Origin of the sequence: [Ruminococcus] lactaris ATCC 29176 (assembly GCF_025152405.1) — a bacterium.
Taxonomy (GTDB): domain Bacteria; phylum Bacillota; class Clostridia; order Lachnospirales; family Lachnospiraceae; genus Mediterraneibacter; species Mediterraneibacter lactaris.
Genome location: NZ_CP102292.1, coordinates 2345063 through 2366543, shown reverse-complemented (window position 1 = coordinate 2366543; position 21481 = coordinate 2345063). Strand labels below are relative to the sequence as shown.

Here is a 21481-nt window from a genome sequence, read left to right as displayed (position 1 = left end):
GATAACATGGCAGAGAAAACTATGAATGAAAAAGAAAAATATCTGGACGAGATTGAGGATAAGATCCGTACGATCGGAGTTCTGACGAGTGGAGGAGACGCTCCTGGAATGAATGCAGCAATCCGTGCAGTCGTAAGACGTGCCCTTGCAAAAGGATTAAAGGTTCGCGGAATCCGCAGAGGATATCATGGACTTCTGAAAGAAGAGATCATCGATCTGACAGCACGTGATGTGTCTGATATTGTTCAGCGTGGTGGTACAATTCTTCAGACAGCACGTTGCAAGACAATGCGTACAGAAGAAGGACAGCAGAAGGCAGCTGCTATCTGTAAAAAGTATGGCATTGATGGTCTTGTAGTAATCGGAGGAGACGGATCATTTGCAGGAGCTCAGAAGCTTGCAAATCTCGGAGTTAATACGATCGGTGTTCCGGGAACGATCGATCTGGATATCGCCTGCACAGATTATACGATCGGATTTGATACAGCGGTTAATACAGCTATGTATGCGATCGATAAAGTTCGTGATACTTCTACATCTCATGAGAGATGCAGTGTCATTGAGGTTATGGGTCGTGACGCAGGATATCTTGCACTGTGGTGCGGTATTGCCAACGGAGCTGAGCGTATCCTGATGCCGGAAGAGCATGGATTTGATGAGAAAGCCCTGATCGAGGACATTCTTGAGAATAAGAAACGCGGTAAACAGAATTATATCATTATCAATGCTGAGGGTGTTGGTGATTCTATCAATCTTGCAAAGAGAATCGAAGATGCAACAGGTATTGAGACAAGAGCTACGATCCTTGGACATATGCAGCGTGGTGGAAGCCCGACATGTAAGGACAGAGTTTACGCTTCTACAATGGGAGCTATGGCAGTTGACCTTCTCTGCCAGGGCAAGACAAACCGTGTTGTAGGATATCAGCATGGGGAGTTCGTTGATTTTGATATTGAGGAAGCTCTTGCAATGAAGAAGACCATTTCTGCATACCAGTATGATGTGGCTAAATCACTTGCAATCTAAATAAGCATTGCAAATCCTGGTGATTCAAATTATAATATTATAAGGCAACGACATGATGATAATTCAGCCTTGTGGAGTCTTCGGAGTCCGCATGGCTGAATTTGTGTCATTATAGAAAAATAGGGGAGAATATAGTCGGATATGATGAATAAAAAGACAGCTCCTGTCGGAGTATTTGATTCAGGAGTCGGAGGACTGACGGTTGCAAGAGAGATCAGCCGACAGTTACCGGATGAGAATATTGTTTATTTCGGAGATACTGCCCGCGTTCCTTATGGAAGTAAGTCGCAGAATACGATCATTCGTTTTTCGGAACAGATCATTCGTTTTTTGAAGACCAAAGAGGTGAAGGCGATCGTGATCGCCTGCAATACTGCAAGTGCATTGGCACTGGATGCGGTGAAAGATGAGTTTGATATCCCAATCCTGGGAGTGGTTATTCCGGGTGCGAGAGCAGCCGTAGAGGCGACGAAGAACAGGAAAGTCGGAGTAGTTGGGACAGAGGCAACGGTTCAGAGCGGGATGTATACGAAAGTGATCCAGGGAATGAACCCGGAGATCACGGTCATTGAGAAGGCCTGCCCGTTGTTTGTTCCTCTGGTGGAAGAAGGATTTAAAGAGCATCAGGTAACAGAGGAAGTAATCGAGTATTATCTGGAATCTATGCGAAGTACGGATATTGATGCCATGATTCTTGGCTGTACGCATTATCCGTTGCTCAGATCTAAGATCCGGGCTTATATGGGGGACAAGATTCAGATTGTAAACCCTGCTTATGAGACAGCGATGGATCTGAAATGTCTGCTGGAAGAGAATGATATGGCGAATGACGGAACAGAAGGGCAGCACAGCAATTATTCATTTTATGTAAGTGATGCGGCAGAGAAGTTCAGAAAATTTGCAAATACAGTCATGCCATTTGATGTGCCGATAACGAATGTAGTGAATATAGAAGGATATTAAAGATTATGACAAAGGATGTATTTGTAAGCATTTCCGGTATGCACGAAGAGATTGCAGAGACGCCTGCAGTTGAAAGGGACGAGGCAGAAGCGATCGAAGTTGTGACTCCGGGCAGCTATTACTTCAGAAACGAGAAGCATTATATTGTATATGATGAGGCTGTGGAAGGGTCTTCTGAAATGATCAGAAACCGGATCAAGATCACAGGAACTGGATGCGTGGAGATCGTAAAGAGCGGATTGTCAGATTCTCACATGATCTTTGAAAAGAATAAAAAGAACTCGACGTATTACCGGACACCGTATGGACAGATGCTGCTTGATGTGAATACCAGAGAGCTGGAGATTCAGGTGACAGAGGATGAAATTGATGTACGGATCGAGTATGAACTGGATGTAAATCATGAGCCTATGGCGGACTGCAGGATCAAAATGAATATCATGTCCCGCAGCAATGGAAGTTTTTCCGTGTTAGGATGAGTGAATGGCACGGAAAGGATAAGGACAGATGATAACAAAACTGATAGAAATTGTTTATTCATTTTTATGGGGAGACCTGATTCAGATCCCATTACCGGGAGGCAGCAGTGTGGGAATTTCACTGCTTATTATTCTTCTGATCCCGATGGGAATTTATTTTACAGTAAGAACCCGGTTTCTCCCGATCCGGCTTTTCCCTGATATGGTGCGTGCATTGGTGGGGACAAAAGCGAAAAAAGATGCGGACGGTAAAAGTGAAAAAAAGGAAAAGAAAGAAAAGGGCAGCTTGTCCACATTTCAGACGCTGATCGTTTCAACGGCAACGAGAGTCGGGATGGGGAATCTGGTCGGAGTGGTTGCAGCAATTTCAGCAGGTGGTGCCGGAGCTGTATTCTGGATGTGGGTCACGGCACTGATTGGTTCATCGACAGCATTCATTGAGGCAACGCTCGCCCAGCTTTATAAGGAAAAAGATCCCCTGTATGGTGGATACCGGGGTGGTCCGGCTTATTATATGCATCGTTATATGGAGCGGAGGCAGAAAAAGAAAAAGCGTTATTCCCTGATCGCAGTATTATTTGCGATATCGGGACTGATCTGCTGGTGCGGCATCAGTCAGGTGATCAGCAATTCAGTGACTTCTTCTTTAGAAAATGCATTCTCTGTTCCGCCCCTTTATACAACCATCGTGCTTGTAGCACTTGCGGCAGTGATCGTATTGCGGAAGAACGCAACTGTGAAAGTACTGGATCTTTTAGTACCGGTTATGGCGGTATGCTATTTCGTTCTGACGATCGTGATCATTTTCAGGAATATCGGAAGCCTTCCTCAGGTTTTTGAGAGGATCTTTCAGGAGGCGTTCGGGTTCCGGCAGATTGCGGCAGGAGGGTTTGGTGCAGTACTGATGAATGGAATCAAGAGAGGGCTTTTCTCAAATGAAGCAGGATCGGGTTCTGCTCCCTGTGCGGCAGCGGCAGCAGAATGTGAAAATCCGGTTCAGGCAGGACTGGTTCAGGCGTTGGGAGTCTTTATTGATACGATTGTCATCTGTAGCTGTACAGCGATGATCATGCTTCTTGTACCGGAAGACTTGGTGGCGGGACTGTCGGGAATGGAACTTTTGCAGACTGCCATGCGGTATCATCTCGGTGAATTTGGAGTGATTTTTATAGCTGCGACCCTGTTCATGTTCAGCTTTTCAACATTCCTTGGAATCCTCTTTTATGCAAGAAGTAATGTGGCTTATTTGTTCGGGGATAACTGGCTGTCACAGACGGCTTATAAGGTTATGGCACTGGTGATGCTTTTTGCAGGAGGTCTTGCGGCCTATACAGTTGTATGGGATCTTGGTGATGTCGGGATCGGTTTGATGACGATCTTCAATACAGCAATCCTGTATCTCCTTGGCGGAGAAGCGTTAAAGGAGCTTCGGGAGTACGAGGCAGGAAAAGCGTGTAAAAAGAAAAGTTTGGAAGAGTGATCACGGAGGAGTGATCCGGGGAATAGAGAAGATCGGAAAATAAAGAAATTTGGAAATAGGATGAAAAGAATAAAAAAGTTCCGCTCCTGTCTGACTGGCAGGAGCGGAACTTTTTACTTTCAGTTCTTTTCTTTTTTGAATCTTGAGAAAAGTCCTTTTTTCTTTTTCTTTGCAACCTCAGGAATACCACCGCGAACGCTCTTGATTCCTGTGATGTAAATACCACTGAGAACTACCTTGGCTTCCTTCTTTACCGGAAGAACCTCAAATACTTTTTCCTCGCACATCAGTGTCATGATCTTTGGTCCGATCTTGGCTTTGACGATCGGGACTCTGGTACGTCTTAAGTACTTTGGAGTATTCTCAACAACAGCCGCCGGAAGTCCGGCCTCTTTCAGCTTCAACCTCTTTTTATCAATAACGAGCATACTGACGGTCTGTGCAACTGCATCCATCTGCTCTTTTTGCTCTGCCTGCTTTTTCTCTGCTTTCTTACCGAAGAAATATAATCCTACGCATATTCCAATGAGGACTACGAGGACTACGAGAAAGATTATCATTCCTGTACTCAAAATAAAACCCTCCTAAAACGCGGTATTTCCGCTTGATATGTATAAAATATTGTAACATTCTTTAAAAGGAAGTGCAAGTAAAATTCAATTAGGGGTTACTTTTCACCGGAAAAACGAGTATACTGTTTATTGTGACGCATTTTACCCTGCAGACTGGAAAAGTAAGCAGGGGAGTAACTCATTTATTATTTTACGTTTCAGAGAAAAGGAGTAAGAACTGAATGCTTGAAATGCTTGGAACTGGTATATCGACAATGCTTCATTTTATAATGGACAATATTGTCATTATCAATATCATTCTTTCCCTGATTATTGTATTTTTTGAGCGAAGGTCACCACAGGCTGTGTGGACATGGCTGCTGCTGTTGTATTTTATACCGATTGTTGGATTTATCCTGTATCTGGTCATTGGTCAGGATTTCCACAAGAGCAGGATGTTCAAGGCAAAGGAGATTGAGGGAGAAGTCAAATATGCAGTCCGGCGGCAGGAAGAGACGATCTACAAAAAGCAGCTAAAGCTGGCAAATCCGGAACTTGACCGGTTCAGGGATCTGATGTTGTATAATCTGGAGGCCGGAAGTGCTGTGCTTACGGATAATAATGATATCCGTATTTATACAGATGGAAAAGAGAAATTCCGGGCCTTGATCCATGAGATGAAGCAGGCAAAAAAGTACATTCATATGCAGTATTATATTATACGGAGCGATGAGCTGTGGCAGGAGATTGAACCGGTACTGATCCAAAAGGCAAAAGAAGGCGTGGAGGTCAGAGTCTTATTTGACAGTATGGGCTGCAGAACAATGCATAAAAAAGACTGGAACCGGCTGAAGGCGGGCGGTGTACAGATCGCAGAGTTTTTCCCGGCGTTGCTTGGAAAGCTGCAGCTTCGTATGAATTACCGAAACCACAGGAAGATCGTAGTCATAGACGGACGGATCGGATTTGTCGGTGGATTCAATGTAGGCCGTGAATATCTGGGTCTGGATGAGAAGTTTGGCTACTGGCGGGATACGCATCTGTGTATTGAGGGAGCGGCAGTTACGTCACTGGCGGTGCGATTTGTGCTGGACTGGAATTATGCGGCAAAGGAAAACCTCTTTTTAAGAGATTCTCTTTTTGAGATCCCGCAGTATGTACGCGGAGGGCATGACCCGGTGCAGATCATTTCCAGTGGACCGGACTCCCAGTCGAAGGAGATCCATGATAATTATCTCCGGCTGATCCACCATGCAAAGGATCATGTCTATATACAGACACCGTATTTTATTCCGGATGATTCTATTTTAGATGCCCTGAAGATTGCAAGCCAGTCGGGGATTGATGTGCGGATCATGATTCCGTGTAAGCCGGATCATCCATTTGTATACTGGGCAACTTATTCTTACATAGGTGAGATGGTGGCTGCCGGAGCAAAATGCTATGTCTATGATAACGGATTTCTTCATGCGAAGACTTTGTCGGTGGATGGACTGGTGGCGTGCGTTGGGACTGCCAATATGGATATCCGCAGTTTTGCACTGAATTTCGAGGTGAATGCGACGATCTACAGTGAGCGGACAGTCGGAAGGCTGGAGGCAGCATTTGAAAATGATATTACAAAATGTAAGCAGGTTACAAGGAAAGTTTATGATGAACGGAGTTTGCTCATCCGTGCAAAAGAGCAGTTTTCAAGGTTGTTATCCCCACTTTTGTAAGTGGTAAGGGTAATCATAGAATAATTTATACAAGGAGAAGAAAAATGAAAAAAGGATTGATGGTTGCACTTGCTGCAATCGCAGTAACAGTATCCGTTGCCGGTTGCGGTGGGGATGGAAAGCTGTCAAATGATTATGTGACAGTAAACCAGTACAAGGGACTGGAAATAGCAAAAGTGGAGAAGAAAGAAGTCAGTGATGATGATGTGGAACAGACGATCCAGAGCCGTCTTCTTTCTTCAGGAAAAACGGATGGTCTGACAAAGGACGGTGCGGCAGAGGACGGAGACTGGGTAAATATTGATTATTCAGGTTCTGTTGACGGTACAGCTTTTGATGGCGGAACATCCACAGGATATGACCTCCAGCTTGGTTCGGGTACATTTCTTGCTGCGACAGATGACTACAAAGGATTTGAGGAACAGATCGTAGGACATAAGGCAGGAGAAGAATTTGATATCCAGGTACAGTTCCCGGATCCGTATCAGAACAATACAGACCTGTCCGGTAAACCGGCAGATTTCCACATTGTCCTGAATAAGGTTTATGCTCCGGCAGAACTGACAGATGAGTGGGTAGCATCAAACGATGATTCCTATACAACAGTTGATGAGCTTAGAAAAGGTCTGAAGGAGACGATGCAGGAGTACTATGACAGTCAGTATGATTCCCAGGTGAAATCCGAGATTGAGGACAAGCTGCTGGAAACTTCAGAAGTGAAGAAGTACCCGGATGGTGCAGTGGATGATAAAGTTTCTCAGATCAAAGAGAGTTATGAGACGACAGTTAAAAATTACTACGGAATGGAACTCAGCGATTTCATTACGAGTTACCTGAAGACAACAGAGGATGACTTTAATACGAAGATTGAAGAGCAGGCGAAGAAAACGGTTCAGTTAGAGCAGGCACTCAGACTGATCGCCAAGAAAGAGAAGCTGGAGCTTTCTGATAAAGATTATGAGAAAGAAATGAAAACCTATGCTAAAAATGCAGGTGCAGATGATGTGGATTCTTATAAAGAGCAGGTAGGTGAGGATAACCTTAAGACGATGATCTTATGCGATAAAGTGTTGGATTTCCTCGTAGATAACTGCAAGCAGACAAAAGATGCATCCACATCAACAGGTACATCTTCAACAGGTACATCATCTACAGATGATAAATAAGAAATGAGAAATTGGAGGGGTCGATATGAAGCTTGAAAATGAATTTCTCCTTGTGGAGATCGCTGCACAGGGGGCAGAGGTAACAAGAATTTTTAACAAAAAAGATGAGACAGATGTACTGTGGGAAGGAAATCCGGTCTTCTGGTGTCGCCATTCTCCACTGCTTTTCCCGTATGTAGGAAAGACTTATCAGAATAAGTTGTGGATCGATGGAAAGCAGTATGATACAGAAAAGCATGGATTTGCACGTACAAGTTTATTTGATTGTGTGGCGGAAAGCGAAAATTCAGTAACTTATATGCTGAAGGATTCCGAGGAGACAAAGAAAATGTTTCCTTACGCATTTGAACTGTATGTGACGTATACGCTGGAAGAGAACAGACTGAATGTAAAATGGGAAGTAAAGAATCCGGCAGATAAGACGATGTATTTCTGCATCGGGGGACATCCGGCGATCCGTTTTGCGAAACCGGAAGAGAAGAAGACAGATTATGTCCTGAAATTCCCGGGAAAGAAGACGCTGGAGTACATCGGGGTGATCGAATCTGAGGCGGCAGCAGACCCGGATACAATTTATAAGATGGAGCTTGAAAATGAATGTTATCCGTTGACGGAAGAGCTTCTTGCCAATGATGCACTGATTTTTGATCATGAACAGTTTGATGAAGTGTGGGTATGTCATAAGGATGGAAGCCCCTATGTGGGAATGAAATATCAGGGCATCCCGAGTATGGGAATCTGGTCTATGCCGAATGCCCCGTTCGTATGCATGGAGCCATGGATGGGACGGTGTGATAACGTTGGTTTTAACAAGGATATCTCAGAGAAACCATTTATCAATCATGTAGATGCGGGAGAGACTTTTGTGAATGGATATGAGCTGATCGTAGCAGTAAATCATAAAGGATGAGCGTATATGGCTGATAAACATATACAAGAGATAAGCATGCCTGAGTGATAAATATACCGAAAAAAGCGGCCGAACAGTGAAGAATGCTTTTAGATCTTCCGTTCAGCCGCTTCTTTTTATTCTCTTTTTATTATCGTTTTATTCCCGTTTTTTCGGTCTTTTTTACTTCTTTTCTTTCTTTTCCTTCATCTGCTTGATGACTTTCAGTCTTGTAAATTCTTCACGTTCTTTTTCTTCCAGTGCATTGGAAATTGTATAGACCAGATTTTCATACATCGGGATCGTAATATTTTGCAGTGCATTGGCACGCTTCTGCGTCTTTTTAATATTACTTGCCAGCCGGTAAGCGGCATTTTCGATCATGGAAAGCCGGATCGTCAGTTCTTTTACTTTCCGGAAGGCCTCACGGGCCTTGTCGATGGATTCCCTGGTTGTGCTGAAAGAATAAGTCGGCTGCCCGGGATCGGGAACATATTTCACATGAGGAATTTCAGTTCCCATGATACTGCGTGTCTGGATCGTGATGGAATTTTCGATCGGAACCGTATAGGCGAGAAGCTCGACTGTGCTGATTCCGTTCTCGATATTGGCACGCTGAAGGCATTGATAAGCATACATGAAAGTCGAATCAATGTCCTCCTGGATCGTCCGGGCCTCTTCGATCAGATCCATCAGTTCCCGGATGAGGATATTTCTTTTTTTATCCATCAGGTCGTATCCCTGACGGGCCAGGGACAGTGAATTTTTGGCAAGCATCAGGTTTCCCTTGGTGGGGAAGGTACGAGGATCCATAAATTTCCCTCCTTTCAGATCCATTTACAGAGTATTTCTGAATAAAGGTTCCGGTCTATTCTTCCGGTGCAGGTTTGTAGTATTTGTCGAGGATCTTTGTATCTACACGATCCAGTTCCTCTCTTGGAAGTTTTCCTAACAGTTCCCAGCCGAGATCCAGTGTCTCTTCCATACTGCGGTTTTCATCCGGCCGCTGTCCGATATAACGCTCTTCAAATTCTTTTCCGAATGCAAGATACTTTTTATCAATCGGAGAGAGTTCATCTTCACCGATAACAGAAGCGAGGTTTCTTGCATCTCCTACTTTGGCGTAGGCGGAGAAAAGCTGATTGGCAAGATCCTGGTGGTCTTCTCGTGTATAGCCTGCTCCGATTCCGTCCTTCATCAGACGGGAAAGGGAAGGAAGGATATTAATCGGCGGATAAATGGACTGTCCGTGTAACGGGCGGTCAAGTACAATCTGTCCTTCTGTAATATAACCGGTCAGATCCGGGATCGGATGTGTGATATCATCATTTGGCATGGTGAGGATCGGCAGTTGAGTCACAGAGCCATCTACACCGCGGACGATTCCTGCACGTTCGTAGATCGTGGCGAGTTCACTGTAGAGGTATCCCGGAAATCCCTTTCGGCTTGGAATCTCTCCTTTGGAGGAGGAAACCTCACGCATCGCTTCGGCAAAAGAAGTCATATCCGTCAGGATGACAAGAATGTGCATATGCCGTTCAAAAGCCAGATATTCCGCGACAGTCAGGGCAACCTTCGGAGTGATGAGTCGTTCTACGACCGGATCATTTGCAAGGTTCAGGAACATGGCAACATGGTCGGCAACACCGCTTTCTTCAAAAGTATTCCGGAAGAAATCAGCGACATCATGCTTGACGCCCATAGCGGCAAATACAATAGCAAACTGTTCATCGGAATCATCCCCCAGAGAGGCCTGCTTTACGATCTGTGCCGCAAGCTGGTCATGCGGGAGTCCGTTTCCTGAGAAAATCGGAAGTTTCTGTCCGCGGATCAGTGTGGTCAGTCCGTCGATGGCGGAGATACCGGTGTGGATATAGTTCCGGGGGTATTCCCTGCGGATCGGGTTCAGCGGAAGACCGTTGACATCCCGTTTCAGGTTTGAGACCAGTGGTCCGAGATCATCAATGGGCTGTCCGATTCCGTTGAACGTACGACCGAGCATATCCGGTGAAAGTGCAATCTCCATCGGGTGTCCGGTCAGTTTGGTATGCGTATTTTTCAAAGACATATTTTCAGAGCCTTCAAAGACCTGGATGACTGCTTTATCTTCGTAGACCTCTACAATACGTCCAAGCTTGCGTTCTTCTCCGTTTACGACAAATTCTACGATCTCATCATAAAAAGCATCCTGTACGCCCTCCAGTGCGATCAGAGGGCCGTTGATACTGCTTAATCCTAAATATTCTATTGACATTTCTGCTGTCCCTCCTTATGCATTCTTTTCAATGACACGCTGATAAAAGGCATCAATGTCGCGATGGTACTGGGCAAAAAGCTCCAGCCGGTCATTCGGAACATCGTATTTGATGGAAATAATGCGGTCAAAAATATTTTCCGATTTCAGGACGGACATCGGATGTCCCATGGTGACAAGCGTACGTGCCTGCTTATAAAGGTAAAGGATCGTATCCATCATCAGAAACTGCTTTTCCATGGAAACGCAGGTATCATCTTTATGGAATGCATTCTGCTGAAGAAATCCAAGCCGGATCACGCGGGCAATTTCCAGGACGAGCTTCTGATCGTCGGGAAGAACATCACTTCCGATCAGCTTGACAATTTCAAGCAGGCTGCTTTCCTGATTTAAAAGAGCCATCAGACGGTTGCGGTAGTCAACGAATTTCGGGGAAACGTTGTCCTGGTACCAGGGGCTTAAGTCAGTGAGATATTCACTGTAACTGGTCAGCCAGTGGATGGCAGGGAAATGTCTTGCATAGGCAAGACTCTTATCCAGTCCCCAGAAGCAGCGTACAAAACGTTTGGTGTTCTGGGTGACCGGTTCGGAAAAGTCACCGCCCTGTGGGGAAACTGCTCCGATAATGGTGACGGAACCATCTGTTCCGTTTAAATTATGCATCATGCCGGCACGCTCGTAAAAAGCGGAAAGGCGGGATGCAAGGTAAGCCGGGAATCCTTCTTCTGCCGGCATTTCTTCCAGTCGTCCTGAAAGTTCTCGGAGGGCTTCAGCCCAACGGGAGGTGGAATCTGCCATGATCGCTACGTCATAGCCCATGTCCCGGTAATACTCGGCAAGTGTCAGTCCTGTATAAATACTGGCCTCGCGGGCAGCCACTGGCATGTTAGAAGTATTGGCGATCAGAGTAGTACGATCCATCAGTGGTTTTCCGGTACGTGGATCAGTCAGTTCACTAAATTCCTCAAGCACCTGCGTCATTTCATTTCCACGTTCACCACAGCCGATATAAATGATGATATCCGCATCCGCCCACTTGGCGATCTGATGCTGGGTCATGGTCTTTCCGGTTCCGAATCCACCCGGGATTGCGGCAGTACCGCCTTTGGCGATCGGAAACATCGTGTCGATGATCCGCTGTCCGGTGACAAGCGGAACGGATGCCGGAAACCGGTGGTGCGTCGGACGCGGTGTGCGGATCGGCCAGTGCTGGGTCATGGTAAGGTCTTTTGTATCCCCGTCAGGGAGCTGCAGACGGACAAGAAGATCATCAATGGTATACGCTCCGTCTGCCACCGTGACAAGAACGGTTCCTTCGATCCCCGGAGGAACCATACATTTATGGGTGATCGCATGGGTTTCGGGAACCTCTGCGATGATATCCCCGGCATGGAGATAATCTCCCTGCTTTACAGTAATGTGGGTGGGCCATTTTTTTGTACGATCCAGTGAATCCACGCTTACTCCACGGGTGATGAATGCACCTGCAGATTCTGCGATCCGTTCCAGCGGACGCTCGATTCCATCGAAAATATTATTCAGGATACCGGGAGCAAGGGTCACAGATACCGGATTGCCGGTGGCAATGACCTCCTCTCCGGGATACAGTCCGGTGGTTTCTTCATAAACCTGAACCGTGGTCAGGTCTTTGTCCAGTGCAATGACTTCTCCAACCAGCTTCTGCTTTCCGACATAAACCATTTCTGACATACAGAAACCGGTATTTCCTTTGAGGTAAATGACGGGACCGTTGATTCCGTAAATAGTTGCTGTCTTAACCAATGCCGTCTCCTCCTTCAAATATAAATTTATCATACTGATCCTTTAACTGAGTCTGAAAAGAATTATCGATCAGGATGTTGCGTGACCGGATGACCGAGCGGACACCACCGATAAAATCTTCTGCACTGACACTCAGATGAACCTGGGTTGCATCTTCCAGCGCTGTCTTTTTCTTTTCATCAGACAGGTTGATATAGACTGTAACCGGGTCAGTTCCTGCAAAACGGACGGCACTGCGGATGCAGCGTATAAGAAAGTCGTCATACGCTTCTGTCTTCATAAAGGCATGGATCAGATCCTGTGCTTCTTCAAAAATTTTATCTTTCAGCTCCTGCTGGATCTTACCCTGCTTTCTTTTGATCTCAAGCTGGGATTTCGCAAGAGCCTGGTTCAGAGCCAGTTTTGCATTCGTGGTTTCTGCCTTGATCCGGGTTTCGGACTGGCGTAATGCCTCTGCTTTATGGTCTTCAAAGACTTTGTCAAGAGCTTCCCGGTGAGAGTCGATGATCGCATTCCCTTCAGCCCGGGCCTGCTCCATGGAAGTCGTCTTTAAATGCGTGATCTTTTCTTCTAAAGTCAAGAGGAATCCCTCCTTCTGTATTTGTTGATATTGTACGGATACCGGCCGTAACTAAAGTTTTAAGCCAATGGCTTCGGTGATATAGGAAGTGATAAAATCTTTTTTCCGCCCTGTTCCGTGACGGTCGGGGATTTCTACCAGAAGCGGCATCTTCCGCTCTAAGCGGAATGTGTCGATCAGATCAGGAAATTCCCGCCCCAGCTTTTCAGTCAGAAGTACGATGCCAACGGTCTTGTCTGCAAGGACATCTTCCAGTGCCGTACGGAGCTCTTCCCTTTCATGGATGACGATGCCGTCCACACCTGCCAGCCGCATTCCGGTATACGTGTCAACGTTATCACTGATGAGATACATTTTCATAAAAACCGCTCCTTAGAGATTTCCCAGGATCATGAAGGAAATAATCAGTCCGTAAAGGCATACACCTTCTGCAAGTCCTACGAAGATCAGAGATTTACCAAGTACACTGGAATCTTCACTGATAGCACCTAACGCTGCACTTGCCGCACTTGCAACGGCGATACCACCACCGATACAGGAAAGTCCGGTTACGAGTGCTGCTGCAAGGTAGCCCATGCCTGTGGCGAGAGTCGCACCATTGGCTGCGGCTGTGGCTGCATGGACGCTGTCAGGACCTGCCAGCATGGCAACAGAAGCAATGGCAAAAGCACCGAAGAAGAAAAATGCATTGATACCGATCGTGCGTTTGTACCGCTTTTTGTTCTTTTCACCGATCAGGTAATAGCCGAACGGGATGATAATGCTTAAGATAAGTGCTGCGATAAAAATAATTTTTGTTGCGATAGTCATAGTGGAATCCTCCTGCTTTTTATTAATTTCAGGCTGTTGTTATGCCTGTTTGTTCTTTTTCTTTTTTGTGTACGGGTTAAATGCACGGCCGCTGCCACTGTAGAAACGGCTGAACATTTCATAATATTCCAGACGGAGTACCTGGATGCCGACGATCAGTCCTTCAAATCCGCAGACGAACAGATTGCCGAAAATAACACCGATCCAGTTCGGATGTCCGCTCTCTGCACCTGCCAGCTGCAGTACCACTTCCATGATGGCTGCATGGCTGACGGCAAATGCTCCGATACGGATAAAGGAAATCGTATTGGAAAAATAACTCAATAAAGTTTCAAACATCTCAAAAAATCCCTGAACCACGTACATTCCCGGTCCGGTCTCCATCTTGTCAGCACGCTTTTCAATCCTGCGGGCGAGCGGCTCTTTCAGGAAAATAAGAAGAAGCGGTACTCCGAACATCACGCCCATGACGATTCCGCCCGGAAGCGGATTGCCGGTCATGAAGAGTACAATGGTGACAACCACTGCGAGATAGAAAACCAGTCCTGCCACACCATTTGCATCAAACCAGGTTCCCTCGACATCTTTGCTTTTTGCTGCATTAATAATATGCAGGATCATGGCCACGATGATAAGGAACATACCAAAGGCAACTGCTACGATAAAGACGGTATTCAGTTTCCCCAGGAACGGTAATGTGGTCATATGGTCGATGGGCCGTATCCACAAAGGCTTCAGCACATCTTCAAATCCGAAGATACTTCCGAACATAAATCCGAAGATTGTGGAGAAGAATCCGGCTGTGGAGATAATCCCCGCCAGAGGGATCTTCTTAAAGTGATAGATCAATGCCCCACCGATGAGAAGGAGAAGTCCCTGTCCGACATCTCCGAACATGACTCCGAAAATAAAGGAGTAGGTCAGTCCGACAAATACAGTCGGGTCCATCTCATTGTGGGCGGGAAGTCCATACATCTGAATGAACATTTCAAAAGGCTTGAAAAGCTTTGGATTCTCAAGCTTGGTCGGAGGCTCACCGAAGTAAGCATCATGGTCATCTTCAACGACAACGAAGACTTTGTCATCATCTTTGATCTCTTCAAGAAAACGATCCACATCATCCTCTGCCATCCAGCCGCAGAGAATATAGTAATCTTCCTGATTCTCATCCATACGGGCCGCCATTTTGCGGACATCAAAATTATTGGACAATTCTTCTAAACGGTTCTTTGCGGCAACCAGTTGTGCGGCACGGTCGGAGAGCATTTCCCCGGCTTCTTTGTCGAGGTCGTTCATCTCCACATTTACCCGGGCAATCTCCCTCTCCAGTTCCTGATAAGCATAAGCCGGAGTTCCCTCAAATTCATCTTTCAGCTCGATCCGTTCAAAATGAAGAGAGCGGAAGACGGCATCTACTTTTTTCGCTTCTCCCGGAGAAACAAAATAAGCACCATAGACAAAGCTTTCATCCCGTTCGCCCTCTACAAAGATCGCACCCAGGTCATCCATGAGATATTTCAGCATTTTATGATAATGCTCTACTGCGATCCGTCCGAAGCGGTAAGTGATGAACCGGTAGCTGAGTACCTGATGCAGATCACATTCCAGTGGGCGGAACGGTGCAATGATCTGTTGCTTTGTACGGAGCTGTTCAATCTTATTTTTGCATTTTTCCTTTTTCTGTTGCAGATCTTCATAATCTGCACTTGCATTTCGCACAAGTTCAAACATATCGTCCAGACCGAGAGATGAATCGGGAGTGACCGTATCCGCATTTGGAAGGTAACTGACGAACTGAGTCGCCTTTGCAAGAACATCCCGGTATGGATTGATCTCAACAAAAGGACGGAGGTTCTCGACTGTCTTCAGCTCGGAGAGAGCGGATTCCAACTGGATCTCATAGCGTGAGAGATACTGGTCAGTGACCCGGTCGATATCGTTTCTCGGGCCGGATATGTTGATAAATTTCATTTTTACAATCATTGGGTTCTACCTCCAACGTAAGTCATCGTCTCACCCGGTGAGAGTCCGTAACGGATACACTCAAGGGTGGTGGTGAGCTTTTTGATTTCTTCTTCCTTGAGGAAGAGATAGGTGTTGACAGCAGCGATCGAATAGGGATTCCGTCTTCTGTCGATCAGATAAAGGTGATGCAGACACTCGGAATACATCTGTTCCATGTCCGGATTTTTCTGAAAATGATACTGTCTTCCGTAGCGGGTCCGGCTCACCAGTGTCTGTAGTTCTTCGATCCCCGCAGCCTCAACCATTTCCTTGATCTGAGCGGTTGATAATTTATAGTGGATCGGAATGATCAGAAGATAAATATCCGCGGGCTTCATATTATAATATTTCTTTGCACGTAAGATCCACTGCATATTGAGCAGATCGATCTGCGAACCACAATTCCTTTCGTAGAGTTCCAGATCCTCTTTTTTTAACATTTTTTTACGGGCTTTCCACAAAGTAGTGAAAAAGTAAAGTTCCAGTGCAAGGTCATAATCATACAGGGTGACTTTCTGTGCATCCTGCAATTTCTTCAGCGGATCATAGTATTCTGTCCCTTTGAGATTGTCCACCAGTTCATCTGTCGTTCTGGAAGTGATGAGCCGGTCGATGGAAAGCTGGGAATGACGGTCAAAGAACTCCTTTTTATAATGAAGATCAAAAGGTCTCTTATAATGATTGATGACGATCCTCAGACAATAATCAATCAGGTCAATCTCGTAGGATTTGAGCCGCAGTTCCATGAACTTCCGCTGCTTTTGTCCGCAGAAACGGTAGAGCTTGGTATAATCCCGGTAAAGTGACTGAGTCAGCAGCTTTTCGATATTTCCACGGTGAAGCTGCGTCGGCTCAAGGGATTCAAGGGTTTCTGCATAAGCAGTATTCTTTTTCAGATATTCCACTGCCTCCGGTATGGTATGCAGGGATGCAAGCTCCTGAAACTGTCCGGGGCTGAGAAGTCTGGATTCCATGGCACGCGTCTTTGTTACGATCCCGCTGTATTCAAGCAGATGTCCCATAGGCTACACCTCTGTGATCTTTCGGAGAATCTTCTGTGCATACAGAGTATGATTCTCTTCATATTCTTTTTGCAGTGCGTTGATCTGTGCCAGACTTTCATCGCTTTGAGATGAAAGGATCTGAGAAGTCTTTTTTTGCAGATCATCCTGTATCGCCTGAATCTGCTTTTTGGTCTCTGCCTCAAGCTCCAGGTCGAATTGCCTGCGTTTCTCGTCATATTTCTCATCGAGAATGGACTTTTCAGCTTCTGCATGCTGCACAATGCTGACGGCAGCAGATTCTATTTCCGTCAATTTGTTTAGAATAGAGTCCATAATAAGCCTCCTTTTTGTGAGAAAATTATAATATCTACTATAATACACCTTTTCACAAAAAAATCAACCCGTCAGCTTTGACCGGAAAGTGGTTGCGTGTTATGATGTATAGAGAATCTCTGAGGAGGAATCATACATGAGACTTAGAAATATCCCGCATGCAGAGGGCGTGATCCAGATGCACCGTACAGTGATTAAAAGACCGGAAGATCAGCGAGGATGCTGGCATCAGGTGTTTGGAGACCGGCATCCTATCTATATAGAAATCGGAATGGGTAAGGGGCAGTTTATTCTGAATATGGCAAAGGCTCATCCCGATGTGAACTTTATCGGAATCGAGCGTTATTCCAGTGTGCTTTTGAGAGCGTTGGAAAAGTTTGATACAGAGGAATATGAAGCTCTGACCAATATCCGGTTTGTCTGCATGGACGCAAGAAATGTGGAAGAGGTGTTCGCACCGGAGGAAGTGGATAAGATTTTCCTGAATTTTTCAGATCCGTGGCCGAAAGCACGCCATGCAAAGAGAAGACTGACTTCAACGGAATTTTTAGAACGGTATGAAAAGATCCTGGCGCAGGGCGGAAGGGTTGAGTTTAAGACGGATAATACCGAGTTGTTTAACTTTTCACTGGAGCAGGTGAAAGAGGCCGGCTGGTATCTGGAGAAATACACGTATGACCTGCATCACCAGGAAGAGATGAATGCAGGAAATATCATGACAGAATATGAAGAAAAGTTTTCCCTGAAAGGAAATCCGATCAATAAACTGATCGCGAGAAGGAAAGACTGAAAAAAGAAAGCATACATTATTATAAGAAGAATGATTAAAAAGAATGGATGTGTGCAGAGTGAAAAGATGTGGATTCAGGAGAAGATGCTGCTGTACGTTTTATTGTCACAGGAGACTGAACCGATGCCTGCATACGATCTGCTGTTCACTGGAGGAAGTATGCAGGATCCTGAATGAGCGGTGCGGCGGAAAATAGTAAAATACATTGTAAAAAGAAAAGAGGCTTGACTTCCTGTAGTGCGTTATGATACAATGTCATGGCGAATGGAAGTAGGCCTTTTTTTTATGCCTAAAATCAGATGGTTCGCAACCATCAGTAACACGTAGGTGAATATATTAAAAGCGAGGTGGAAGTTGTGCGCACAAGAATTACTCTGGAGTGTACGGAATGCAAGAACCGTAACTACAACATGACGAAGGATAAGAAGACTCATCCGGATCGTATGGAAACCAAGAAGTATTGCAGATTCTGCAAATCACACACACTGCACAAAGAGACAAAATAGTCGTTGTCGAAAGGATGTGGACATATGAGTGAGAATACGAAGACTCAGAAAAAGAGCTGGTTTAAAGGGCTTCAGGCGGAGTTCAAGAAGGTTATCTGGCCAGACAAGAACACTCTTACAAAGCAGACGACGGCAGTTGTTGCTGTTTCCGTAATTTTGGGAGCGTTGATCGCAGTAATCGACGCAGCACTGAAATACGGAATTGACTTTTTAGTAAAATAGTTGACCGCAGCAGAAAGGTGATTTTATGTCAGAGGCAAAATGGTATGTCGTTCATACCTATTCAGGGTATGAGAACAAAGTAAAAGCGAACATTGATAAGACGATTGAGAATCGTCACCTGGAAGATCAGATTCTGGAAGTCAGAGTTCCTCTCGAGGAAGTCACAGAACTCCGCAACGGAGTTGAAAAGGCAGTGCAGAGAAAGATGTTTCCGGGATATGTGATGATCCATATGATCATGAACGATGACACCTGGTATGTCGTAAGAAATACAAGAGGTGTTACCGGTTTTGTCGGACCTGGATCCAAGCCGGTTCCGCTTGATGAGAGCGAGATGGAGAATCTTGGAATCAACAAAGAAGATGTGATCATGGATCTGGCAGTCGGAGATGTTGTTACCGTTCTCAGCGGAGCATGGGAAGGGACTGTCGGAGCTGTTCAGACAATCAATGAACAGAAGAAGAGTCTGACAATCAATGTCGAACTGTTTGGCCGAGAGACTCCGGTTGAACTTGGATTTTCAGAAGTGAAGAAAATGGATTAAAATTGCGTGGGAGGGATGGAAGTCCCGCCAATACCACAAGGAGGTAATTTAAAATGGCAAAAAAAGTAGAAGGATATATCAAATTACAGATTCCTGCTGGAAAGGCAACTCCGGCACCACCGGTTGGTCCTGCACTTGGACAGCACGGTGTAAATATCGTTGAATTTACAAAGCAGTTTAATGCTAGAACAGCAGATCAGGGAGATCTTATCATTCCTGTAGTGATCACTGTTTATAATGACAGAAGCTTCAGCTTCATCACAAAGACACCACCGGCAGCAGTTCTTATTAAGAAGGCCTGCAAGATCCAGTCCGGTTCAGGTGTACCGAACAAGACAAAAGTAGCTACAATCACAAAAGCTCAGGTTAAAGAAATCGCTGAACTGAAGATGCCAGACCTGAACGCAGCATCTCTTGAGACTGCTGAGAGCATGATCGCAGGAACATGCCGTTCCATGGGTGTAGTTGTAGAGGAGTAGAATACAGGAGAAGATGCCTGCGGGCATTGAATCAGATGTAACTACCTTATTGCAGGATTCTTCCAGCCGACCTTTTCCGGTGTCCTCGGGGGAGAGAGTGCTGAAGAATCGATTGTTTAGTAAATTCATGTAAAGTGGGAGGGGCAAGTTCCCGCCAATACCACAAGGAGGTTATTATAAAATGAAACGAGGAAAAAAATATATCGAAGCTGCGAAACTGATCGAAAGAGGAAATCTCTATGATCCTGCAGAAGCAGTAGCATTAGTTAAAAAATCAGCAACAGCAAAATTTGATGAGACAATCGAAGCTCATATCAGAACAGGTTGTGACGGACGTCACGCAGATCAGCAGATCCGTGGTGCTGTAGTTCTTCCGCACGGAACAGGAAAGAAAGTTCGTATCCTTGTATTCGCAAAGGATGCAAAGGCAGAAGAAGCAAAAGCAGCAGGAGCTGATTTTGTAGGCGGAGACGAGCTTATCCCGAAGATCCAGAATGAAGGATGGCTTGACTTTGATGTTGTAGTTGCTACACCGGACATGATGGGTGTTGTTGGACGTCTCGGACGTGTACTCGGACCTAAGGGCCTTATGCCAAACCCGAAGGCTGGTACAGTAACAATGGACGTTACAAAAGCAATCAACGATATCAAGGCTGGTAAGATTGAGTACAGATTGGACAAGACAAATATTATCCACGTTCCGGTTGGAAAAGCATCCTTTACAGAGGAGCAGTTAGCGGACAACTTCCAGACGCTTATCGATGCAATCAACAAAGTAAGACCTGCAGCCGTTAAAGGTCAGTACCTGAAGAGTGTAACTCTTACATCTACAATGGGACCTGGCGTAAAGGTTAATCCAATGAAGCTTGCATAATAAAATAACGGTCTTCAAAGACAGTTTATAAGAAAGAGGCTGTATGCCGGAGATTCTCCGACGTACAGTCTCTTTTTTGCTCCCGGATAAAGATAGTTTCCTTATCCGGTAAATGGAAGAATGAATATTCCACTGAATCCTTGTCTCCTGCTATATTGTACGGAAGGACAATATAGCGGAACATCATGAAAAACAAAAAGAAAACAACAAAAAATAACAGAAAACAAGAAAAAATGCTTGACAGCCAGGGAACCATGTGTTAATATACACTAGCAACTGCCGAAGACAGTAGGTGCTGAAAAGCGTAAGTAGTGAACGCCTACCGAGGAAGAATGAATTTTTACATCTGTATGAATTTATGTGCTTTCGTGTCTTTGGATACGAAAGCTTTTTAAGTTTCAGCAGAATTTCTGCTGAGAACTTTGGCAGTACACGAATAAAATAAGGAGGTGTACCCAAAAGTGGCAAAAGTTGAATTAAAGCAGCCGATCGTAGATCAGATCGCAGAAGAAATCAAAGACGCCCAGTCAGTAGTTCTTGTTGACCACCGTGGACTTACAGTTGCTCAGGATACAGAGCTTCGTAAGCAGCTCAGAGAAGCAGGTGTAGTTTATAAAGTATACAAGAATACAATGATGAAGAGAGCTTTCGAGGGAACTGATTTTGCAGCCCTTGATGGATGTTTGGAAGGACCTAGTGCTATCGCAATCTCAAAAGATGACGCTACAGCACCGGCAAGAATCCTTTACAAATTTGCTCAGGATGCTCCGGCACTTGAACTTAAAGGCGGTGTAGTTGAAGGAACAGCATATGATGTTGCAGGAATCTCTGAACTTGCTAAGATCCCTTCAAGAGACGAACTCCTTTCCAAGTTGCTTGGAAGCCTGCAGTCACCTATTACAAACTTTGCTCGTGTTATCAATCAGATCGCAGAGCAGGGTGGAGAAGCCGCTCCTGCAGAGGAAGCAGCAGCCGAGGAGACAGCAGAGACACCTGCAGAGTAATCTGCATGGAAAGCTGCACTGGA

At 45.4% G+C, this 21481-nt stretch carries 25 protein-coding genes and 1 other annotated feature; of the genes, 15 read left to right on the top strand and 10 right to left on the bottom strand.

Annotated elements, in window-relative coordinates; translation table 11 throughout:
* The first annotated feature begins 6 nt into the window (after positions 1-6).
* The 4 genes from pfkA to NQ541_RS10970 all read left to right on the top strand — a co-directional run bounded on the left by pfkA (position 7) and on the right by NQ541_RS10970 (position 3948).
* A complete protein-coding gene (pfkA, locus tag NQ541_RS10985) occupies positions 7-1026 on the top strand; it encodes a 6-phosphofructokinase (RefSeq protein WP_005609068.1) in 1020 nt (339 codons plus the stop codon).
* A 141-nt stretch (positions 1027-1167) separates the two neighbouring features.
* Positions 1168-1989: a glutamate racemase gene (murI, locus tag NQ541_RS10980; RefSeq protein WP_005609066.1), complete on the top strand. Its 822-nt coding sequence runs from the start codon at positions 1168-1170 to the stop codon at positions 1987-1989.
* Positions 1990-1994: 5 nt separating this feature from the next.
* A complete protein-coding gene (locus tag NQ541_RS10975) occupies positions 1995-2468 on the top strand; it encodes a YwiB family protein (protein ID WP_005609065.1) in 474 nt (157 codons plus the stop codon).
* Between the two features lie 28 nt (positions 2469-2496).
* Positions 2497-3948 (top strand): alanine/glycine:cation symporter family protein, encoded by a 1452-nt coding sequence (locus tag NQ541_RS10970; protein WP_005609064.1) that lies wholly within the window; start codon positions 2497-2499, stop codon positions 3946-3948.
* 119 nt (positions 3949-4067) lie between these two features.
* Here NQ541_RS10970 and NQ541_RS10965 read toward each other — a convergent pair whose 3' ends face one another.
* The gene (locus tag NQ541_RS10965; RefSeq protein ID WP_023920755.1) at positions 4068-4520 is read right to left on the bottom strand and encodes a hypothetical protein; all 453 of its coding nucleotides are present in this window, start codon (positions 4518-4520) and stop codon (positions 4068-4070) included.
* A gap of 221 nt (positions 4521-4741) precedes the next feature.
* Between NQ541_RS10965 and cls the strand changes: the two genes are divergently transcribed.
* From cls to NQ541_RS10950, 3 genes are read left to right on the top strand one after another with little or no spacing between them, the layout of a single operon-like run.
* Entirely contained in the window at positions 4742-6217 is a 1476-nt protein-coding gene (gene cls / locus NQ541_RS10960; protein ID WP_005609060.1) for a cardiolipin synthase, read from the top strand.
* A gap of 44 nt (positions 6218-6261) precedes the next feature.
* Positions 6262-7383, top strand: coding sequence for a trigger factor (tig, locus tag NQ541_RS10955; RefSeq protein WP_005609058.1), 1122 nt, complete (start codon positions 6262-6264; stop codon positions 7381-7383).
* A 25-nt stretch (positions 7384-7408) separates the two neighbouring features.
* Entirely contained in the window at positions 7409-8293 is an 885-nt protein-coding gene (locus NQ541_RS10950) for an aldose 1-epimerase family protein (protein ID WP_005609056.1), read from the top strand.
* 162 nt (positions 8294-8455) lie between these two features.
* On the opposite strand, the gene NQ541_RS10945 is transcribed toward NQ541_RS10950, so the two are convergent.
* Genes NQ541_RS10945 through NQ541_RS10905 form a run of 9 tightly spaced genes read right to left on the bottom strand, consistent with a single transcriptional unit; the run spans position 8456 to position 17039 of the window.
* Positions 8456-9085: a V-type ATP synthase subunit D gene (locus NQ541_RS10945; RefSeq protein WP_023920761.1), complete on the bottom strand. Its 630-nt coding sequence runs from the start codon at positions 9083-9085 to the stop codon at positions 8456-8458.
* Positions 9086-9140: 55 nt separating this feature from the next.
* The gene (locus tag NQ541_RS10940; RefSeq protein ID WP_005609053.1) at positions 9141-10526 is read right to left on the bottom strand and encodes a V-type ATP synthase subunit B; all 1386 of its coding nucleotides are present in this window, start codon (positions 10524-10526) and stop codon (positions 9141-9143) included.
* 15 nt (positions 10527-10541) lie between these two features.
* Complete coding sequence (locus NQ541_RS10935) at positions 10542-12341, bottom strand: V-type ATP synthase subunit A (protein WP_005609051.1); 1800 nt, start codon at positions 12339-12341, stop codon at positions 10542-10544.
* Positions 12301-12888 (bottom strand): V-type ATP synthase subunit E, encoded by a 588-nt coding sequence (locus NQ541_RS10930; protein ID WP_182435246.1) that lies wholly within the window; start codon positions 12886-12888, stop codon positions 12301-12303. Before NQ541_RS10930 ends, NQ541_RS10935 begins: the two co-directional genes overlap by 41 nt.
* Before the next feature lie 51 nt (positions 12889-12939).
* Complete coding sequence (locus tag NQ541_RS10925) at positions 12940-13248, bottom strand: V-type ATP synthase subunit F (protein ID WP_005609049.1); 309 nt, start codon at positions 13246-13248, stop codon at positions 12940-12942.
* 12 nt (positions 13249-13260) lie between these two features.
* Positions 13261-13698: an ATP synthase subunit C gene (locus NQ541_RS10920; protein ID WP_005609047.1), complete on the bottom strand. Its 438-nt coding sequence runs from the start codon at positions 13696-13698 to the stop codon at positions 13261-13263.
* Between the two features lie 39 nt (positions 13699-13737).
* The gene (locus NQ541_RS10915) at positions 13738-15681 is read right to left on the bottom strand and encodes a V-type ATP synthase subunit I (RefSeq protein WP_005609045.1); all 1944 of its coding nucleotides are present in this window, start codon (positions 15679-15681) and stop codon (positions 13738-13740) included.
* On the bottom strand, positions 15678-16724 hold the full coding sequence (locus NQ541_RS10910) for a V0D/AC39 family V-type ATPase subunit (protein WP_005609044.1): 1047 nt from the start codon (positions 16722-16724) through the stop codon (positions 15678-15680). Before NQ541_RS10910 ends, NQ541_RS10915 begins: the two co-directional genes overlap by 4 nt.
* Positions 16725-16727: 3 nt before the next feature.
* A complete protein-coding gene (locus tag NQ541_RS10905; RefSeq protein ID WP_005609043.1) occupies positions 16728-17039 on the bottom strand; it encodes a hypothetical protein in 312 nt (103 codons plus the stop codon).
* 136 nt (positions 17040-17175) lie between these two features.
* Between NQ541_RS10905 and trmB the strand changes: the two genes are divergently transcribed.
* From trmB to rplJ, 8 genes are all read left to right on the top strand, one after another.
* Positions 17176-17829, top strand: coding sequence for a tRNA (guanosine(46)-N7)-methyltransferase TrmB (trmB, locus tag NQ541_RS10900; RefSeq protein ID WP_005609042.1), 654 nt, complete (start codon positions 17176-17178; stop codon positions 17827-17829).
* 30 nt (positions 17830-17859) lie between these two features.
* On the top strand, positions 17860-18006 hold the full coding sequence (locus NQ541_RS10895) for a hypothetical protein (RefSeq protein WP_005609041.1): 147 nt from the start codon (positions 17860-17862) through the stop codon (positions 18004-18006).
* A gap of 179 nt (positions 18007-18185) precedes the next feature.
* Positions 18186-18335 carry a 50S ribosomal protein L33 gene (gene rpmG, locus NQ541_RS10890; RefSeq protein WP_005609040.1) on the top strand — a complete coding sequence of 50 codons (150 nt, stop codon included), beginning with the start codon at positions 18186-18188 and terminating at the stop codon, positions 18333-18335.
* A 24-nt stretch (positions 18336-18359) separates the two neighbouring features.
* A complete protein-coding gene (gene secE, locus NQ541_RS10885; RefSeq protein ID WP_005609039.1) occupies positions 18360-18557 on the top strand; it encodes a preprotein translocase subunit SecE in 198 nt (65 codons plus the stop codon).
* 25 nt (positions 18558-18582) lie between these two features.
* Positions 18583-19101 (top strand): transcription termination/antitermination protein NusG, encoded by a 519-nt coding sequence (nusG, locus tag NQ541_RS10880; RefSeq protein WP_005609038.1) that lies wholly within the window; start codon positions 18583-18585, stop codon positions 19099-19101.
* Between the two features lie 53 nt (positions 19102-19154).
* Complete coding sequence (gene rplK / locus NQ541_RS10875; RefSeq protein ID WP_005609037.1) at positions 19155-19580, top strand: 50S ribosomal protein L11; 426 nt, start codon at positions 19155-19157, stop codon at positions 19578-19580.
* A gap of 181 nt (positions 19581-19761) precedes the next feature.
* Positions 19762-20454, top strand: coding sequence for a 50S ribosomal protein L1 (gene rplA, locus NQ541_RS10870; protein ID WP_005609036.1), 693 nt, complete (start codon positions 19762-19764; stop codon positions 20452-20454).
* 261 nt (positions 20455-20715) lie between these two features.
* Positions 20716-20857 (top strand) — a sequence feature (ribosomal protein L10 leader region).
* Positions 20858-20915: 58 nt separating this feature from the next.
* Positions 20916-21458 carry a 50S ribosomal protein L10 gene (rplJ, locus tag NQ541_RS10865; protein ID WP_023920775.1) on the top strand — a complete coding sequence of 181 codons (543 nt, stop codon included), beginning with the start codon at positions 20916-20918 and terminating at the stop codon, positions 21456-21458.
* Positions 21459-21481: the final 23 nt, after the last annotated feature.

Bases quoted from the DNA above. Each gene is read 5' to 3' on its own strand.
- pfkA (WP_005609068.1), top strand. From the start codon at position 7: ATGGCAGAGAAAACTATGAATGAAAAAGAAAAATATCTGGACGAGATT.
- murI (WP_005609066.1), top strand. From the start codon at position 1,168: ATGATGAATAAAAAGACAGCTCCTGTCGGAGTATTTGATTCAGGAGTC.
- NQ541_RS10975 (WP_005609065.1), top strand. From the start codon at position 1,995: ATGACAAAGGATGTATTTGTAAGCATTTCCGGTATGCACGAAGAGATT.
- NQ541_RS10970 (WP_005609064.1), top strand. From the start codon at position 2,497: ATGATAACAAAACTGATAGAAATTGTTTATTCATTTTTATGGGGAGAC.
- cls (WP_005609060.1), top strand. From the start codon at position 4,742: ATGCTTGAAATGCTTGGAACTGGTATATCGACAATGCTTCATTTTATA.
- tig (WP_005609058.1), top strand. From the start codon at position 6,262: ATGAAAAAAGGATTGATGGTTGCACTTGCTGCAATCGCAGTAACAGTA.
- NQ541_RS10950 (WP_005609056.1), top strand. From the start codon at position 7,409: ATGAAGCTTGAAAATGAATTTCTCCTTGTGGAGATCGCTGCACAGGGG.
- NQ541_RS10945 (WP_023920761.1), bottom strand. From the start codon at position 9,085: ATGGATCCTCGTACCTTCCCCACCAAGGGAAACCTGATGCTTGCCAAA.
- NQ541_RS10940 (WP_005609053.1), bottom strand. From the start codon at position 10,526: ATGTCAATAGAATATTTAGGATTAAGCAGTATCAACGGCCCTCTGATC.
- NQ541_RS10935 (WP_005609051.1), bottom strand. From the start codon at position 12,341: ATGATAAATTTATATTTGAAGGAGGAGACGGCATTGGTTAAGACAGCA.
- NQ541_RS10925 (WP_005609049.1), bottom strand. From the start codon at position 13,248: ATGAAAATGTATCTCATCAGTGATAACGTTGACACGTATACCGGAATG.
- NQ541_RS10920 (WP_005609047.1), bottom strand. From the start codon at position 13,698: ATGACTATCGCAACAAAAATTATTTTTATCGCAGCACTTATCTTAAGC.
- NQ541_RS10915 (WP_005609045.1), bottom strand. From the start codon at position 15,681: ATGATTGTAAAAATGAAATTTATCAACATATCCGGCCCGAGAAACGAT.
- NQ541_RS10910 (WP_005609044.1), bottom strand. From the start codon at position 16,724: ATGGGACATCTGCTTGAATACAGCGGGATCGTAACAAAGACGCGTGCC.
- NQ541_RS10905 (WP_005609043.1), bottom strand. From the start codon at position 17,039: ATGGACTCTATTCTAAACAAATTGACGGAAATAGAATCTGCTGCCGTC.
- trmB (WP_005609042.1), top strand. From the start codon at position 17,176: ATGAGACTTAGAAATATCCCGCATGCAGAGGGCGTGATCCAGATGCAC.
- NQ541_RS10895 (WP_005609041.1), top strand. From the start codon at position 17,860: ATGATTAAAAAGAATGGATGTGTGCAGAGTGAAAAGATGTGGATTCAG.
- secE (WP_005609039.1), top strand. From the start codon at position 18,360: ATGAGTGAGAATACGAAGACTCAGAAAAAGAGCTGGTTTAAAGGGCTT.
- nusG (WP_005609038.1), top strand. From the start codon at position 18,583: ATGTCAGAGGCAAAATGGTATGTCGTTCATACCTATTCAGGGTATGAG.
- rplK (WP_005609037.1), top strand. From the start codon at position 19,155: ATGGCAAAAAAAGTAGAAGGATATATCAAATTACAGATTCCTGCTGGA.
- rplA (WP_005609036.1), top strand. From the start codon at position 19,762: ATGAAACGAGGAAAAAAATATATCGAAGCTGCGAAACTGATCGAAAGA.